Here is a 17,223-nt window from a genome sequence, read left to right on the forward strand (position 1 = left end):
AGGAACAACACTATGAGCGAAAACACCGTACCCGTGTGGGGCAACGAGCTTGAGTACTACATCAACACCGGGACCAGCGCCGAGCCGACGTGGACGCAGGCCACCGAGCTGCTGACGTGGGAGCCGAGCGCCGACCCCAAGACCTACGAGCCCGCGTGGCTCGACCGCAAGGTGTCCCCCACGTTCGTGCAGGGCCGTGCGTGCTCCATCAACTGGACCAAGGACACGGTGAAGGGCGGCGCCCTCGAGGCGTGGGTCATGGAACACCGCAACGAGTCCGACCTCGCTTGCGAGGTGTGCCGCGTGTACACATGGCTGGGCACGGCAAGCGCGCAGACGGCCGACATGGCGGCCTTCATGTTCAACCCCGCGGACCCGAGCAACGCCAACGGTGGTCAGCCGGTGGTCACGGGCGGTTCGCTGAGCATGGCCGACGACGGCTGGACCGAAGGCACGTGGAATCCGACGACCAAGACGTTCGCCGCCGGCGACGCGCCCGCGCAGGGATAGCACCGACCACACGACGAAGGAGATGACATGGGATTCGAGTTTTCCAGCCACACCGTAGACGTCACGATCTGCGGCAAGCAGTACACCATCAACATGGGCGACGCCTCCATGCTGGACAAGGTCGAGCGCTGGAGCGAGAAGCTCCAGCACACGGACTACGCGAAGATGACCGAGGGTCGCATCAACGCCTTGTCCGCCGACGTGCACAACTACCTGATCGCCTTGCTGGGCAAAGAGCAGTTCGAGGACGTGTTCGCGAACCGGCCGTTCGATTTCATCGACGGATTGGAACTGTTCGCCTACCTGTATTCCGAGATAGCGAAGAGCCGCGTGGACACCTCGTTCAAAGCCACGCTCAGCACCTATCTGCCCGACATCGATTGGCAGAACGCCGACGCATAGGCTATGGATCCCAACATCCTTCTGGAGCAGGCACCGTCAACCGTTGCGGTTGGCGGGGCCTGCGTTCCCTTGAACGCGTCGCATCGAACGGGCATCCAGGTCATGAGGCTGACCGACGACCCCACGGTGAGCGACGACGACAAAGCGCGCACCTTGCTGTTCCTGTATTTCGGAACCGCGTCGTCGCGCGCAGGGGCCCTCGAACTGCCCGAAGCGGTTGTCGAGCATCCGGAAGCCGCCCTCGAGGCGGCGCTCGGATTCTTCAACCTCTTCGAGCCCCGCCCTCCATCTCTCGCCGAAGGGCGCACAGGAGTCGGCACGCGCGTCTTCGACTGGGACTGGGACGCGGGTCGCGTCATCGCCGACTTCCAGCGCGAATACGGTCTCGACCTGACCGACCGAACGCTGCGCCTGCACTGGTGGCGATTCTGGTCGCTGTTTCGGAACCTCAGCGAATCCTCGAGCACGATGGACGCCATCAGCGTGCGCGGCGCCGTTCCCGACGAGAAGAAAATGGGGCGCGATGCCGTCGAGCAGCTGATGAAGCGCAAGACCGCCCTCATGCTGCCAGCCCGAACCGAGGAAGAAGCCATGGCCCTCACCAGCCTCCGCTACCGCTGGGCTTTGGGCGTGTAGACATCGTCGCACCATCCGCAATGCAGATACCGAATCGAGCCTCGCGCCCTTGCGTGGGGCTCGATTTTTCCGACCGGACGCAAGTGACACCCCTGACATTCTACGGATCGCACCAAGAGAAAGGAGGTTCTTCTCACGTACGCACGAACCGTCTGAAACCCAAAGGAGCAGTCAATGAAAACAACCAGCCAGAAGAACAGGGGGAAGCCCCATGCCTGATACCGAAGTCACTGTCGAAGCCACGCTCGACCCCGAACGGTTCACCAAAGCGGTAAACACCCTGGTGCAGGAAACGCACAAGCAGCTCTCAAACCTGGGAGCGGCTTTTGCCAAACTCGGAAACATCGCCGGAGTTCCCAAGTCGCTGACCGATTTGGCCGACGCGATCTCCGGTATCGTGAAAAGCGCCCTCACCGCCCAGAGCACCATCCAATCCGCCCTCGGCGAACTCGTGGGTTCCGTCGTCGAGCGCGTCAAGAACATGGGCAGCGCCATCGCCGACGCAGCTAAAACGTTCAAGAACGGCGCCGTCGAGGCATTTCGGAAAACAGCGGAAGTCGCATCCGAGCAATTCGACGCCATCAAGAACGCTGCCTCGAAATTGTCGGGGCTCGGAGATGCCGTAAAAGGGTTGATCTCTCCCATCGCCGACCGGTTCGGGGCGATCAAGGACGCCGTTGCGGAGAAGTTCACCGGCATCGGCGACGCCGTAGCCAAGAAGTTCTCCGGCATTACCGAGAAGGTCGGTCCCGTACTGTCGACGCTGACCGGCTCGCTCGGAAAAGCCGCGTCCGATGCGGCCGCCGCATTCAGCGAGCACTTCTCTGGCATCTCGGAGAAGGCGGGCGGCGCCCTGTCCTCCGCATTGAGCGGCATCGGCTCGATAGCAGGGGGGATGTCGAAGGGCATCACCGCCGCCACCGCGGGGGTGGGCGCACTCGCTGGAGGTTTGCTCGCGCTCGGCATCTCGGCAGTGGGAAGCGGCAAGAACCTGGGGGAGATGGCGAACGAGGCCATCGCCAGCTTGACGAGCATCACCGAGAACCTCCCCGTGGTCGCACAGCAGATCAGCGAAACCCTTCCGAAGTTCGTCGATCAAGTCGTGGAAATCATGCCGGCGTTTACCAGCGCCTTCGTCGATGCCTTCAGCCGGATCGTCGAAGTACTGCCCGAAGTGCTGCCGACGCTTATCGCCGGATTGGCCGATATGCTCGTATCGCTTGGGGAAGCGCTCGTCGAACTCGCACCGACGCTGCTGGAAGCGGGTATTCAGCTGTTCACCACGTTCGTCAGCGCCTTAACCGAAGTCCTCCCCCTTTTGATCGAGCAGCTTCCCCCTTTCATCGAAGGATTATGCTCCGCCCTCATCGAAAACATGCCAGCCCTCCTGGAAGCAGGCCTGCAATTCTTTCTCGCCCTAGGACAAGCGCTTATCGAAGTGCTCCCTCCTCTGCTTGAAAAGCTTCCCGAGTTCATCACCGGCTTCATCGAGGCGTTGGTCGCCTTCCTGCCTCAGCTCATCGAGGGCGGTATTCAGCTATTCACGGCGCTGGTGGAAGCTCTGCCGCAGATCATCCCTGCGCTCATCGACGCCATTCCCACGGTCATCGATGCGGTATGCGAAGCGCTGCCGACTCTGATTCCCGTGCTGCTGGCGGCCGCCGTCACGTTGTTCATGGCCATTGCCGACGCGGTTCCCAAAATCATCGACTCGTTGCTGTCCAAAGTCAGCGAGCTCATCCGAAAAGGCATCGACCACGTGTCGACGTTCTTCGACTCTATGGGAACGAAAGCGCGAGAGCTCTTCCAGAAGATAGTGGAAGCGGTTCCCAAAGTGCTCGACAACTTGCGCAACGCGCTGAGCAACCTGATTCGACAAGGCATCGACAAGGTGAAGGGCTTTGCAGACGACATGATGTCCGCCGGCGAGAACCTGATAAAGGGCATCGTCGACGGCATAACCGGTGCCGCCCAGAGCGTGATCAACGCAATCGGAGGCGTCATCGACGACGCGATCGGCTGGGCGAAGTCGCTGCTGGGCATCGCTTCGCCATCGAAGGTGTTCAAGGGCATCGGCGGATACGTGTCCGAAGGCTTCGCAAACGGCATCGCCGACAAAGCTCAGGACGCCGTCGATGCCATGAAATCGCTGACCGACGACGTGGTCGATGCAGCGAAAACCGACCTCCCCACCATCGACATACCCGTCGGGTTCAACATGTCAGAGCTCTCCCGCAGCGCCATCGGCACCTTGGTGAGCGGCTTCGGGCTCAACGAGGCACTGGCCACAGCTTTGGGCACGTTCGGCTCCGTCACGAACAACTACTACACGATTGAAAAGGTGGACCTCTCCGGAGACCCAACCGCCACGAAGGCGGCAACCACGCTCTGGAACGGCGTCCGCCGTCAGATACGAATGGGGGCGATGTAAGCATGCAATGGTCAAGCGCGAACCAACCCTATGGAGACCAACGGGCTCTGTACGCCGGAGTTGAAGCCTCGATCAGCCGATCGAACGACACGCAAGTCTGGGTTTCCGTGCGAGGCGTGGCTACCTCCGGATCAGGGTGGGAAGCCGCGTATCAGTATGGCGTCTACAATTACGTCGGGTACTACTACGAAGGCGGCGGCTACGCCCTTGCAAGCGACTCGGCGAGCGGCGTGCTCAACGGGACGGATAACGTTGCCGACTATACCCGTGAGTTCGGCCCGTTTCCCCGTCGGACGGGGGCCTACTCTCTCAAGTTCTTCTCCTGGGTTCGCGGCACGACGGTTAACGGCTACGGCGCATGGGCGGGATCGGCGGAGGCCCAACTTTGGGTCACCATCCCCGCGCTGCCCGTGTACGCCCCCAAGCCGGTCACGGCGCTGACGGCAACGCGCGCTAGCGATACGCGCATGAATCTCAGCTGGACGAACCATCCCGACACGACGCACCCGTACGTCTCGATCCTCGTCGAGCGGCAGGTGGACAACGGCGCTTGGACTCAGATCGCAAGCATCGGCGGCGGCAGCGCCTCCCATGCCGACACGACAACGAGCGCCGGCCACGTGTACCGCTACCGCGTCCGCTCCAGCAATTCCGCCGGAACCAGCGCGTACGCGACTTCCGGATTCACGTACACCACGCCGCCGAGCTGCACCGCCTGCACGAACACGCGCAATTCCGACACGAAGAACACCGTCTCCTGGAAACACGGCACATCGGTGTCGGGTCTGTATGCGACCATCAAAGTCGAGCGCCTCATGGACAGCGGATCATGGTCGGAAATAGCCAGCGTCTCGGGCACTTCGACCTCGTACGTCGACGCGTCCACCAGCGCAAACCATTCGTACGCCTACCGCGTTCGCGCCGCCAACGCCGCCGGCTACAGCGGCTATGCGCAATCGGGAACAACGTTCAACTCGCCCGCAACGCCGACCAAGGTAACGGCTGCGCGCAAAACGGAGGCGATCGTCACCGTAACTATGGACAATTCCGCGCTCACGGCAACGGCAGCTGAAGTGCAGCGTCGAACCGACAGCACGGAATGGGCAACCGTGCGCACCATCACGTCCAACAAGGTCACGTCCTTCGACGACACTCCGGGCGGCGGCACGTTCTACTATCGCGTGCGCAACACGCGCGGCTCGCTCGCAAGCGCCTGGTCGGAGCCGTCTAACAAGGTGATCACCATCATCGCTCCCGCGGCGCCCACCCTGCAAGAGCCCGCTTCGGGCGTCGTGGTGCCGAAAACCCAGCAAACCGTACGCTTCGCCTGGGTGCACAACCCCATCGACGGCAGCCCGCAAACGAAAGCCGAAGTCGCCACATCCGTTGACGGCGGCGTCGCTTGGGCCACGTATGCGGCAACCAGCGACCAAGCGCTCGACGTTGCCACCACCTGGGACATCAACGCGACCGTCACGTGGCGCGTGCGAACAAAAGGCGCGCATGCCGATTTCAGCCCCTGGTCGAGCACGCGCACGTTCCGCGTGTGCCAAGTGCCGTCAGTCACCGTGCTGTCCCCTGCCGTCGACGGGCAGGTCATTACCGACGTGCCCGTCCGCGTGTCATGGAGACACGACGATCCCTCGGGAGAACAGCAGCAAGCAACGGTCGTTGTGAAGTCGAGCGGCGGCGCCACGCTGTTTTCGAAGACCGTCCAGGGAACGGCGAACGCCCTCGACATCAGCTCTGACGAGATGCTGCCCACGAATAACTCCTCGTTCACCATCACCGTTTCCACTACGTCCACGTCGTCGCTGACCGCACAGTCGACGCGCACGTTCAAGACGGCATACCTCGAGCCCGCCGTCCCCGATCTCATCGTCGAGCAGGATCCCGTGTACGGTCGCGTGTCGATCTCCTGCTTCTCGGGCGATCGCGCCGGCGTCGACCTGCCGGCAACGGCATCGCTCGGCATCTTCCGAGAAAACCCCGATGGACGCCTGACCTGCATTGTCGACAAGGTGGTTTCGGGAACGGGCGCGGTCGACCCCTACCCGCCGCTCGATCGGCAACTCACCTACCGCGTGGTCGCCTATACCGCGAACGGCCTCACCTCAAACAAAGAGGCTTCCGTCGTCGTGCCGTCTCGCGGATTCGTCTTCGTCAACTTCAACGCAAGTACCGGGTACGCCGACGTGGCGAAGGTGGCGATGGACGTGGCATGGAGCTACGACCGCCAACCCGACAGCGAAATCATCGATACCGAAGGGAGCGAGGATCCGCTCGTGTTCTACGGGTCGGCCACTCAAACGTCGTCCGAAATTTCGGGAAGCGTCTGGTGGCGCGCCGACACTGCGCCGGATGGCTGGGCGGACGAGCCCTCGGTAGCCGCAGCGTTCGAGCGGCTGGCGAAGGATCGCGGCGTCAAGATTGTCCGTTACCCGCATGGTGCCGTAGAGCCCGCGCACCTCACCTGCAAGCTGTCGACATCGTCGGCAAACCCCTTGATCAACACCGTCGAACTGAGCGGGAGGAAGGTGAGGGCTCATGGATTGGTCCTCTAGCGGCCGCATCGACACGTTCAGGTACGTACGCGTCACCTGGGGCACCTGGGAAGAAGCCGAGGAGATCGCCGGCATCACCGGCGGTACCCTTGAGCGCAATGACCTGACGGCCATCAAAGCATCCGGATCGCTGACCTACATCGACGAGCCGAGCTTGGGCCGCGACCTGCTGCGCGTGTATTCCGACAGCCTCGATCCCCGCACCGGCGAGCGCGTCAGCATCGCCCATGGCACCTATCTCGTCGCCACCCCTTCGAGCACCTATCGCGGAGCCATCGAGGAAGGAACCGCCGACCTGTACGGGGTGCTGCAGGTGCTCGCCGAAGACGCCCTCTCTTCCCCGCTCGTCCTTACCGCAGGAGCGGATGCGGTCGAAGAGGCCAGGAAGCTCATCGAAGCGACCGGATTGCGCGCGGTAACCGCTTCCCACGGCGCGAAACTCACCGCATCCGCCGTGTTCGACGACGAGGACGCGAGCAAGCTCGATGCCGTCAACTGGCTGCTGAGCTTCGCCGGGTTCGAATCGGCGACCTGCGATGGATTCGGCAACGTGCTATTGCGCCCGTATGCGAACCCGGCAGATCGCGCGCCGTCGTTCTCGCTTCGCGACGACGACGCCTGCGTGTTCCGCAGCGGCATCGTGCGCGAGTGCGACACGTTTTCGGTGCCGAACGTCGTCACCGTCACCTGCACGAGCGCCGGAAACAACGCGCCGATAACCGCCACAGCAGAGAACGACGATCCCGAGAGCGCCTTTTCCATCGGCGCACGCGGACGGCGCATCGTCTACAAGGAAAGCGTGAGCGACAGCGCCGACGAAAAAGCGCTTGCTGCCCGAGCCGAAGCGGTGCTCGCAACCAAGACGGCAGCCGCTGAATCGTTCGAAATAGCGCACGCGTATTTTCCCATAAACATGGGAGAGGTATGCGAGTTCGTGTACGACCGGGCCGGGATCAGGCGAAACGATCTTGCCGCGGTTCGGCAGACCATGGCTCTGCGCCCCGGCATGGAATGCACGACCCGATTCCAGCGCTGCACGAGGAGGTAAGGCATGGCACTTTGCGACAAGCATACGGCGCATGAGGAGCATTTTAAGCGACTCGACAAGCGCGTCGACGAGCTCGAGGATCGAGACTTCGAGAAAACCCAGCTCATAGCTCGCATGGATGCGATCCTGTCCCAGCTGCAAAGATTGTATTGGGTAATCGTCACCTCATGCGCCGGCGCGATGGCCACAGCACTCATCGCAATGTTCAGCACCCGATAGAAAGGAGCACACCGATGGATGCATTCGAAATCGCCCAGCTTATGACCGGGCAATCGTCGCAACGCCCCTTGAGAATGCGCTTCGGAACCGTCTTGGAACTCGGCTCCGGCACCACGCTGTTGGTTCGACCTGATGGCCAACAAGAAGCCGTCCCCGCTATCCGCTGCTGCCATCCAGCAGTCGGCAATCGTGTCGCGCTGCTCGTCGGCGAGACGGAATGGCTGGCCATAGCGGTTGTCGGAGGGGATCGCGAAGCGGAAGGCTTCGCTCCCGCCAATCACAAGCATACGGCCGCCGACATCACGAGCGGCACGCTCTCCGTTGCACGAGGAGGCACCGGCGTCACGACGACGAAAGCGATCGGGCTGCTCGCATACCCGGTCGGAGCCGTGTATATCAGCTACGTTTCCACGAGCCCCGCATCGCTGTTCGGCGGAACCTGGACAGCCATCACCGGACGATTCCCCTACTTCAACGCCGGCACCGCGACGGGCGGCTCGAACACCCACACGCTCACCGTAGCGCAAATGCCTAGCCACACGCATACCGGCTCAACCAACAGAGACGGTGCGCATGATCATTGGTTCGGCCTCGACAAGGACGCGGCATATAGCACGGCAAGTTCGAGCGGATACAGCGTACATAGCGATGGCAAGCATACTACCAGCGGATACAGTGGCACCTGGGTCAAGACAGCTAACCCGTACGACACTGACGTTCCGGCGATCCATGCTCATGCATTCACAACAAAGGCTGCCGGCGGCGGCGCAGCCCACAACAACATGCCAGCCTACCAAACCCTCTACGCATGGCGACGCACCGCGTAGCAAGCAAAGGACGAACCATGATCATACTCGACGAAAACAACAACCCCCTCATCAACCCCGATCTCTCGAAAGGCCGTCTCATCGACGATTGGCGACGCGTGTTCCACCGCTACGTGGTGGACGCGGAGGCGATATCGCATGAAGAAGTGGTGGCCGAATACCCCAACGGCGGCAAGGACGTCGTCGTTGTGATCGACGTGCCCGAACAAGGGCATTGGGAAACGCGCCTCGAATCGGGCGAGCTCATCGACTTCGACGGAACCATCCCCGACGACGCGCCCCGCGACTCCGCGCTCGAAGACCTCGAACCCGTTCAGCGGTACCGCGCATACACCGCCGAAGTCGCGCCCCAGCTTCGCGCGAGCGTCGCAAACCATTCCGCACCCGAAATCGCCCAAGCGCACGAAGGAGCATCCGTGAATTCGAACGACGCCCCTGCCCTCGCGCAGTGGATCCGCGCCGCCGCCATCCGCGCCGTAAAAACGGCGGCGCAAGCGCTCGTCACGCTCATCGGCGCCGACCTGGTGAGCATCGTCGCCCTCGACTGGCCGCAGATGTTCGGCGTGGCTGCGACCATGGCCGTCGTGAGCCTACTGACCAGCGTCGTCGGCATTCCCGAGGTGGACGAGGGCGCGAACGTCGCCTCCCTCGCGAGGAACAACTGATGACCGCCTCGAACGAAGTGGCCGTCCGCATCATGCAGCACCTCGTGACACACGACGGCGATACCGGCCACGGCTATACCCAAGGATCGAACCGCTGGGGCAACGGCATCCGCGAGACGCTCGTCGTCGACGGCAAGGCCTACTCCTTCGCCGGGGGCGACCGCGACTGCTCGTCGGCCGTCATCAGCGCCTACGAGGCGGCCGGGGTCGACTGCGGGGGCGCAACCTACACCGGCAATATGCGAAGCTGCATGTGCTCGACAGGCAACTTCATCTGGGAGCCCATGAGCTACGTCGCGCAACCGGGCGACATCTACCTCAACGAACGCAATCACACGGCCATGTGCAAAACGGCCGTCCCCGACGTGCTCATGCAGTTCAGCATCAATGAGAACGGCGGTATCGTCGGGGGTCGCGAAGGCGATCAAACCGGACAGGAGTCCAACACGCGCCCCTACTACAACTACCCCTGGGATGGCATTCTGCGCTACGCCGGAAACGGCGGAGCCCCCTCTTACGCGCCGGAACCCAGCTCGACCGTCCCCGACCTCCGCTACCGCGTATGCTCGCAAGCGCAGGGATGGCTGCCCGAGATGGTGAACCATCGGGACACGTCTGGCTCGGGCGACGACTACGCGGGCGACGGCTCGCCCATCCTCTACCTCGCCCTCGACATGCCGGGATGGTACCAGGTGCGCACGCAGCGAAACGGCTGGCTGCCCGCTGTGCGCGGCTACGACGTGAACGATCTTGAACGCGGATGCGCCGGCGACGGCTCGCCCGTAACGGGGGTTCGCTGCTACTACGAGACGCAGCGCCCCGACCTGACTGGTTGGCTCGGCATCGAGTATGCGGTGGCGAACGTCGGCTGCGGGTTCTTCGCGAACATGGTGGACACCTCCGACACCAGCGGATACGGCGACGATTATGCCGGCAACGGCGGCGTCATCTCCGCGTTCCGCGCACAGCTGGTCGTCCTGTAAACCAAACTGCCCCGACGACCGCGATCGCCGGGGCAGTTCCATAGGCAAAACGAGTGCGCTATGCGCGATCCATCTTCACGGTCATCGTTGTGCCAAGCGCAGTCAATTCATAGCTGAGCTGGCCATTCTCATAAGAGAATGTCTTGGTTTCGTCTCCTGACGCCATCATGGCGCTCGCCGTCTGTTCCGTATCGTTCTGAGATTCCCACGTATAGCTGTCGGTCGCCTCGGTGGGAGCCACGTACGTGCCAGCCCAGTACAGCGACTTCGTGTCGCCGCCATCGCCAACCCATTCGACCGTGATGGATCCATCGCCGATGGTTGCAACCTGGTAGCTGTCTTCGGCGTTGGAGTTCACCTGTTTCCACTCGCCCGACAGGTCAAGCGGCTGCTTCTGCTCTTCTTGAGCCGCAGGAGCATTAGACCCGCTGTCGGTTTGCGCATTCCCACCATCTCCCGATGCGCAGCCGGCAAGCCCCACGGCCATAACACCGGCACATCCCATCACTACAAGTTTCCTCATCCATGCATTCATGTCGATTCCTTCCGCGCGATTCGAATTCGGTGTCGGTCAGATCATGATGCGCGCCTAGGACGCGTTCGAGAAGTGGCTGGGCCACCAGGATTCGAACCTGGATAGCTGGTACCAAAAACCAGAGTCCTGCCGTTGGACGATGGCCCAGTTTGAAAGGAGACGCCCGCGATGCGGCGCGCCGAGAACTTCGCATTGCCCGAAAAAAGAAAATGGTGGGCCGTGAGGGAGTCGAACCCGCGACCTTGGGATTAAAAGTCCCCTGCTCTACCAGCTGAGCTAACGGCCCACGTTCGCAGCAATGCGCGAGTACTCATTTTAGCCGGGCAGGCAGGGTGGGTCAATGATTATGTTGACGAACACCAGCCGCACATCTTCGCGCCCGCAAGACCGTCGGCCCTTTGCCACCATGCCGTTATCCAATCCGAAACAATTCGTACTACAATCGAAGGATCAGCACGTCCCCTCGAAGAAAGGCCGTGATGCCTCATGTGGTGCTCCAAGGTCCTGGTTGCCTACGACGGTTCCGCACCCTCCGCTAAAGCGCTCGAACTGGCGCGCTCCATCGGCGCGCAAGACGAAAGCGTCGAGCTCGTGTTCGTCCACGTGGTGAAGCTTTACGGGATGGGCACCGGTGCCGAGACCGTGCTGCTCAACGAGGCGAAGAAGGTTCTGGCCGAGATGGAGCAACTGGCGGACGAGGTGCCGAACAGGGCCCACACCCACCTGCTGAAGGGCAGCTCGCCGGCCGACCTTCTGCTGAAGTGCGCGCAGGACGAAGGCTGCGACCTCATCGTCATGGGCAGCCGCGGCCAGGGCGGCGTGAAGGGCTTCCTCGGCAGCGTCAGCTACGCCGTGGTGCAAGGCTCCCCCATCGCCGTGCTCATCGCGAAGGACGCACCCACCGCACCGACGAAAGCCGGGGCGACCAACTAACATGCCCGCCGCACAGCAACGAGAAAAACTCTGGACGAAGGACTTCACGCTGGGCACGGCCGTGAACTTCCTGCTCATGGTGAACTACTACGGGCTCATGGTGGTCGTGGCCGACTACGCCATGAAAACCTACGACGCGCCCGCCGCCACCGCCGGCCTCGCCGCCAGCATCTTCATCATCGGCGCGCTCATCGCGCGCCTCGTGAGCGGGCGCATCATGGATCGCGTAGGCCGCAAGCGCCTGCTGGTCATCGGCGCCGTCTTCGAAGTGGGGTTCTCGGCGCTGTACCTCGCCGGCCTGGGATTCTGGCTGCTGTTCGCCCTGCGTTTGCTGCACGGTATCGCCTACGGCATGTGCTCCACCACCATCGGCACCATCGTCACGGCGCTCGTGCCCGACGGCCGCAAGGGCGAAGGCGTGGGCTACTACATGCTGTCCGTCACGCTCGGCGCGGCCATCGGGCCGTTTTTAGGCATGGCACTCACGCAGTACGCCGGTTTCCAGACGCTGTTCGTCGTGACGGCCGCCGTTGCCGGAGCTTGCTTGCTGGCGGCAGCGCAACTGCGAGTTCCCGAGGCGCCTGCCACGGATGCGGAGGTTGCCGAAAGGGCGAGTGAGATCGCCCGCAACGAACGCACCGAGCAAGCCGGCAACTTCCGCGTGCCGCGCCCGCGCATCGAGAACTACCTCGAGACGAGCGTCATCCCCATCAGCGCCGTGTGCGCGCTGCTGTTCTTTTGCTACTCCAGCCTGCTCGCGTTCCTCACCCCCTTCGCCGCCGAAAGCGGGCTCGAAGCGCCTGCGAGCTTCTTCTTCGTCGTCTACGCCATCGCGACGTTCGTCACGCGGCCGATCACCGGCAAGCTGTTCGACCGCAAAGGCGATCGCGTGGTGATGATCCCCGCGTTCATTGCGTTCATCGTCGGCATGGGGTTGCTGGCAACCGTGTACCGCCCTGCGGCCATGCTCATCGCGGCGGCGCTGCTGGGCTTCGGCGTGGGTACCGTCCAGGCCAGCGGCCTGGCGTTGGCCGTGCGCATCGCGCCCGATGATCGCCTGAGCCTGGCGAACTCGACGTTCTACATCCTGCTCGACATCGGCGTGGGCGTGGGCCCGCTGCTGCTGGGCATCGTCCAGCCTCTGTGGGGCTATCGCGGCCTGTTCGAAGCCATGTCGTTCGTTGCCATCTTTGCCCTCGCGGCCTACCTCGTGGTCAGCCGCAAGAAGGGCGCCATGCGGCGCAAGCTCGAAGAGGCCGAACGCGAATAAGGAGACGGGGGCGTGAGACAGAGGGACGGGGTAATTGTCTCATCGCAGATGAGACAATTACCCCGTCCCTCTGTCTCACGCCCCCGTCTCCCGCCCGCCTCAGTCTCCCGCCTGTTCCACCAGGTCGATGAGCTCCTGCTGCGAGTGCACGCCCAGCTTGCCGTAGATGTTCGCTACGTGCGTCTTCACCGTGTTACGCGACAACACGAGTTTCTCCTGGATGAACGGCCCGTTGCGCCCATGCGCCAACAGCTCGAGCAGCTCGGTTTCGCGCGGCGTCAGCCGGTACCGCGCGGCCACGGCGGCGCTCTTCTCCGGCAGTCCCACCGAAGCCGTTGCCGCGACGGGCTCAACCGACTGCACGCCGTCGATAGTCGCCTGGAAACCGAACGGCTTGAGCACCGTGAAGTTCATCGCCACGAACAGGAACAGCACTACCGCGATGCCCACCGACACCGTCAGCGGATCGGGCGTGGCGTTCACCACATGCCCCACCGTCGCACCGCACAGCAGGCCCGCCGACGAGGCCGCGCGTCCCCACGCGAACACGGCCAGCGCGTTCACCTTGTTGCGCGCGCCGATGGAGGCCAGCACGAACCACATGAGCGCATCGAAGCACTCGCTGCCCGCGTACAGCAGCCCGTTCGCGAACGCCATGTCGCCGGGCGCGCGGCCCACGAGCACCACCACCGCGAGGAATCCGCCCACCACGAACAGCGCTGCGGCCTGGTACAGCACATCCGCTTTCGGCACCTTCGGCATCAGGGCCATGACCAAGAGGATGGCGATGGGGATCAAGCCGAAGAACGTCTGCTGCGGGTTGCCGTCGATCGAGCCGAACGTCAGAGCGAACCCGTACGCGATGCGGAAGATGAAGATGGCCACGAACAGCCCGTGCGCGAACGGCACGAACGACGCGGGCTGCGTGATGGACGTCTCCGCCGGCGGCACCGCCTCGCGGATGACGGCGAGCATATCGAGCGCCAGCGGGCGGCACGCGGCGTACATGATGAACGGCAGCAGAAACAGCGTCGCCATGCTCACCGTCGCGTCGGCTCCCATGTACGGAAGTCGCAGCAGGTAGCTTGCCACCAAGGCCGACGCGATGCACAGCATGCACGAGCGTTTGTCGAGCTTGCACAGCGATATGCCCATGAGCACCACCACCCAGCGCGACCCGACCGAGCGCACGCACGCACCCGCCAGCAGCAGAGGTGCCGATTGTTGCGCGATTCCCAACACGATGAGCGCGAATCCCGCCGAGTACAGCACGAACGATCCCGCCGTCAGAGTCGTTTCGTTGATGGACGAGGGCTTCTTGAGCGCCCATACCGCCAGCACGACGAGCGTTATCACGCCCACGAGCGACGACGCATCGCGCGCCTCGGACATGACGCCGATGTAGCGCGGGTACAGCGCCGCGTTGGTCAACCATGTGCCGAACAGCTCGGCGATCAACGCGACGAGACAGCGAACCCACGTCGCGTTGATGGTGTTCCGTACCTCGATCATACGCCTCCCCCGGTCGTTGCCCGCTTCCCCGATGCAGGCAAGCCTACCGCACTTCACCCTCGCCTGACAAGGGGAAACCACCGTTCTGGTACCACGGGGGTGAGAGGAGCGGACGCGGCGAATGCGCGAACTTGGTCCTTGCGCGGTGAGGACAGCGCCCGCGCGGCGCGGCATGATGGCCCCAGGGTTCACCAATCGTTTCTCAGGAGGGAACAATCATGAAGAACATCGCAGAACAGAGTCTTTCGCGTCGAAGCTTCCTGACGGGCGCCGCAGCCACGGGCGCGCTCGCGGCGTTCGGCTTGGCCGGATGCGCCCCGCAAGCCAAAGCCGAGACGTCCGGCGACGCGACGAAGGCCGATGCCGCCGAAACCAAGCCCGACGCATCTGCTCAAACCGACTGGCTGGGCAGCGCGCCCGACATCGCGGCCGACGACATCAAGGAGACGAAGCAGACCGACCTGCTGATCATCGGCGCGGGCAACGGCGGCATGGCCGCAGCCGCCACGGCCGCCGACTTGGGACTCGACTTCATGCTGTGCGAGAAGTCCGGCTCCATCCAGCGCAGCCGTCACTGGTTCGGCGCGATCAACACGAAGTACACCGAGGCCGCCGGCGCGCACGTGGACGAAGGCCGCCTGCTCAACGAGTTCTCGCGCTACGCTTCGGGCCAGTGCGACCAGCGCGTCATCCGCGTGTGGATCAAGGAGAGCGCCAGCGTGGTCGACTGGATCGACCCCATCCTCACGCAGGCCGGCATGACGTGCGCGTTCGACAACGACATCGACCACGAGACCGGCGGCACGAGCTTCGCCTTGTTCCCGATGGAGCACTACTACTCGGGCAAGGACGCCGCCGGCGAAGCGCTCGAGCGCAACAAGGTGCTGCTGTCCTACATCAACGACAAGGGCTACGACGTCACCTACAACCACAAGCTGGTGAAGCTGGTGCAGGACGACGCCGGCAAGGTGACGGGAGCCATCTTCGAGGCCGACGGCGGATACGTCCAGGTGGACGCTGCGAAGGGCGTGCTGCTTACCACGGGCGGCTACACGAGCAACGCCGAGATGCTGCGCGCGTGCAACCCGATGGTCGACCGCTGCGTCACGCTGCAGTACGGCTCGCCGAACAACGTGGGCGAGGGCATCAAGGCCGGCATGTGGGCGGGCGCGCAGAAGGACAGCATCGGGGCGCCGATGATCTTCGACCGCGGCGCCGTGAAGCCGGGCGAGAACGCGGGCATCATCAGCGGCCCCGGCGAGGTGGCCACGTTCGCAGGCACCGACAAGCAGTTCAACCTCGGCTCGCAACCGCTCATGAAGGTCACCCGCGACGGCAAGCGCTTCGTGAACGAGTCCACTCCCTACGACTTCTGCTGTTTCGCCGCGGCCGAGCACGAGGGCGGCGTGTTCTGCCAGGTGTTCGACTCGAACCTCAAAGAAGACGTCAAGCGCTTCAGCACCATCGGCTGCTCGCGTCAAACCCAGCAGCTGCTGGCGAAGGAAGCCGACACCCCGCTCGACGAGATCTACGCCGACCAGCTGGAAAAGGGCACCATGGTGAAGGCCGACACCATCGAGGAGCTGGCCGACAAGCTGGGCTTCCAGGGCGAGGCGAAGGAAGCGTTCCTGGCCGAGGTGGAGAAGTACAACGGCTTCTACGACGCCCAGGAAGACGCCGACTTCGGCAAGGAAGCCTACCGCCTGTCCGAGCTGCGCACGGCCCCGTTCTACGGCATCTGGTACGGCGGCTCGCTGCTGACCACGGTGGATGGCCTGCGCATCAACGAGGACATGCAGGTGCTCGGCGCCCAGAGCAAGCCCATCGAGGGCCTCTACGCCGCAGGCGACTGCTCGGGCAGCATCTTCGGCAACAACTATCCCGAGTACATCGTGGGCTGCGCCTGCGGCCGCACCATCACGTTCGCCCGCCACGCCGTCCGCCACATAGCCGGCGACCTGGCGTAATGCTTCGGGGCTCGCGTCTCCCTCCCTCAACGAGCCCCTCGCGCAGCGAAGCCCCTGCCGCATGCGGCAGGGGCTTCGCTCGTGATGGAGTCGAACCGCGGGTTATCCTTCGGCAGGGACGAAGGTGTCCTTGTCGGGGGCGAAAGACTGCATGGCCTCGATGGTGCGAGCGAACAGCTCGTCCAGCTCCCAACCCAGCATCTCGGCGCCCGAGCGGATGACGTCGCGATTCACCCCGGCGGCGAAGCGCTTGTCTTTGAACTTCTTCTTGAGCGATTTCACCTCGAAGTCCATGACGCTCTTCGAGGGACGCATCACCACCGCCGCTCCGATGAGGCCCGTCAGCTCTTCGGCGGCGAACAGGATCTTCTCCATCTGCAACTCGGGTTTCGGCAACTCCGGGTTGAAGTCGGACGTGTGGCTCTGGATGGCGCGGATCAGCTCGGGCGAACCGCCGGCGGCTTCGATCAACGGGGCCGCATAGATGGTGTGCAGCTCGGGCTCGTCGTCGTGCTCTTCCCAGTCGAGATCGTGCAGCAGCCCGACGATGCCCCAGAATTCCTCGTTTTCGGGGTCGAATTCGCGCGCGAAGTAGCGCATGGTCTGCTCGACCGTCTCGCCGTGCTCGATATGGAACGGGTCTTTGTTGTGCTCCTGCAGCAGCGCGAACGCTTCATCGCGCGTCAGGCCGGCCTCGAGTGTCGCCATGATGCTCTCCTTC

The 17,223-nt window shown here is 63.5% G+C and carries 16 protein-coding genes and 2 tRNA genes; 13 read left to right on the top strand and 5 right to left on the bottom strand.

Going from position 1 to position 17,223, the window contains the following annotated elements; all coding sequences use genetic code 11:
• Positions 1-12: 12 nt before the first annotated feature.
• The 10 genes from C1A15_RS00445 to C1A15_RS00490 all read left to right on the top strand — a co-directional run bounded on the left by C1A15_RS00445 (position 13) and on the right by C1A15_RS00490 (position 10,285).
• Complete coding sequence (locus tag C1A15_RS00445) at positions 13-510, top strand: hypothetical protein (protein WP_101720752.1); 498 nt, start codon at positions 13-15, stop codon at positions 508-510.
• A gap of 27 nt (positions 511-537) precedes the next feature.
• Positions 538-912, top strand: a complete 375-nt coding sequence (locus C1A15_RS00450; protein WP_101720753.1) for a hypothetical protein — start codon at positions 538-540, stop codon at positions 910-912.
• Positions 913-915: 3 nt separating this feature from the next.
• Entirely contained in the window at positions 916-1,548 is a 633-nt protein-coding gene (locus C1A15_RS00455) for a Gp15 family bacteriophage protein (RefSeq protein ID WP_101720754.1), read from the top strand.
• Positions 1,549-1,759: 211 nt separating this feature from the next.
• A complete protein-coding gene (locus tag C1A15_RS00460; RefSeq protein WP_101720755.1) occupies positions 1,760-3,979 on the top strand; it encodes a phage tail protein in 2,220 nt (739 codons plus the stop codon).
• A 116-nt stretch (positions 3,980-4,095) separates the two neighbouring features.
• Positions 4,096-6,543, top strand: coding sequence for a fibronectin type III domain-containing protein (locus C1A15_RS00465; RefSeq protein WP_101720756.1), 2,448 nt, complete (start codon positions 4,096-4,098; stop codon positions 6,541-6,543).
• Positions 6,527-7,591 carry a hypothetical protein gene (locus C1A15_RS00470; protein WP_101720757.1) on the top strand — a complete coding sequence of 355 codons (1,065 nt, stop codon included), beginning with the start codon at positions 6,527-6,529 and terminating at the stop codon, positions 7,589-7,591. Before C1A15_RS00465 ends, C1A15_RS00470 begins: the two co-directional genes overlap by 17 nt.
• 3 nt (positions 7,592-7,594) lie before the next feature.
• Positions 7,595-7,810, top strand: coding sequence for a hypothetical protein (locus tag C1A15_RS00475; protein WP_101720758.1), 216 nt, complete (start codon positions 7,595-7,597; stop codon positions 7,808-7,810).
• Positions 7,811-7,824: 14 nt separating this feature from the next.
• Entirely contained in the window at positions 7,825-8,637 is an 813-nt protein-coding gene (locus tag C1A15_RS00480) for a phage baseplate protein (RefSeq protein WP_101720759.1), read from the top strand.
• 17 nt (positions 8,638-8,654) lie between these two features.
• Positions 8,655-9,302: a holin gene (locus C1A15_RS00485; protein ID WP_101720760.1), complete on the top strand. Its 648-nt coding sequence runs from the start codon at positions 8,655-8,657 to the stop codon at positions 9,300-9,302.
• Positions 9,302-10,285 (top strand): endolysin-like domain-containing protein, encoded by a 984-nt coding sequence (locus tag C1A15_RS00490; RefSeq protein ID WP_101720761.1) that lies wholly within the window; start codon positions 9,302-9,304, stop codon positions 10,283-10,285. The genes C1A15_RS00485 and C1A15_RS00490 overlap by 1 nt, the downstream gene beginning before the upstream one ends.
• A 58-nt stretch (positions 10,286-10,343) precedes the next feature.
• Here the strand turns inward: C1A15_RS00490 and C1A15_RS00495 are convergent, their stop codons facing one another.
• The 3 genes from C1A15_RS00495 to C1A15_RS00505 form a co-directional block, all read right to left on the bottom strand.
• On the bottom strand, positions 10,344-10,820 hold the full coding sequence (locus C1A15_RS00495; RefSeq protein WP_245864850.1) for a hypothetical protein: 477 nt from the start codon (positions 10,818-10,820) through the stop codon (positions 10,344-10,346).
• Positions 10,821-10,893: 73 nt separating this feature from the next.
• Positions 10,894-10,967, bottom strand: a tRNA-Gln gene (locus C1A15_RS00500).
• Positions 10,968-11,030: 63 nt separating this feature from the next.
• Positions 11,031-11,106 (bottom strand) — tRNA-Lys (locus C1A15_RS00505).
• 200 nt (positions 11,107-11,306) lie between these two features.
• Here C1A15_RS00505 and C1A15_RS00510 point away from each other — a divergent pair.
• Both C1A15_RS00510 and C1A15_RS00515 read left to right on the top strand, forming a co-directional pair.
• Positions 11,307-11,753 carry a universal stress protein gene (locus C1A15_RS00510; protein WP_101720762.1) on the top strand — a complete coding sequence of 149 codons (447 nt, stop codon included), beginning with the start codon at positions 11,307-11,309 and terminating at the stop codon, positions 11,751-11,753.
• A gap of 1 nt (position 11,754) precedes the next feature.
• Positions 11,755-13,023 (top strand): MFS transporter, encoded by a 1,269-nt coding sequence (locus C1A15_RS00515; RefSeq protein WP_101720763.1) that lies wholly within the window; start codon positions 11,755-11,757, stop codon positions 13,021-13,023.
• Positions 13,024-13,122: 99 nt separating this feature from the next.
• On the opposite strand, the gene C1A15_RS00520 is transcribed toward C1A15_RS00515, so the two are convergent.
• Positions 13,123-14,535, bottom strand: a complete 1,413-nt coding sequence (locus C1A15_RS00520; protein ID WP_101720764.1) for a response regulator transcription factor — start codon at positions 14,533-14,535, stop codon at positions 13,123-13,125.
• Between the two features lie 218 nt (positions 14,536-14,753).
• Here C1A15_RS00520 and C1A15_RS00525 point away from each other — a divergent pair, with 218 nt between their 5' ends.
• Positions 14,754-16,502 (top strand): FAD-binding protein, encoded by a 1,749-nt coding sequence (locus C1A15_RS00525; RefSeq protein ID WP_101720765.1) that lies wholly within the window; start codon positions 14,754-14,756, stop codon positions 16,500-16,502.
• 102 nt (positions 16,503-16,604) lie between these two features.
• On the opposite strand, the gene C1A15_RS00530 is transcribed toward C1A15_RS00525, so the two are convergent.
• On the bottom strand, positions 16,605-17,210 hold the full coding sequence (locus tag C1A15_RS00530) for an HD domain-containing protein (protein ID WP_101720766.1): 606 nt from the start codon (positions 17,208-17,210) through the stop codon (positions 16,605-16,607).
• Positions 17,211-17,223: the final 13 nt, after the last annotated feature.

Source organism: Eggerthella timonensis (assembly GCF_900184265.1).
Lineage (GTDB): Bacteria > Actinomycetota > Coriobacteriia > Coriobacteriales > Eggerthellaceae > Eggerthella > Eggerthella timonensis.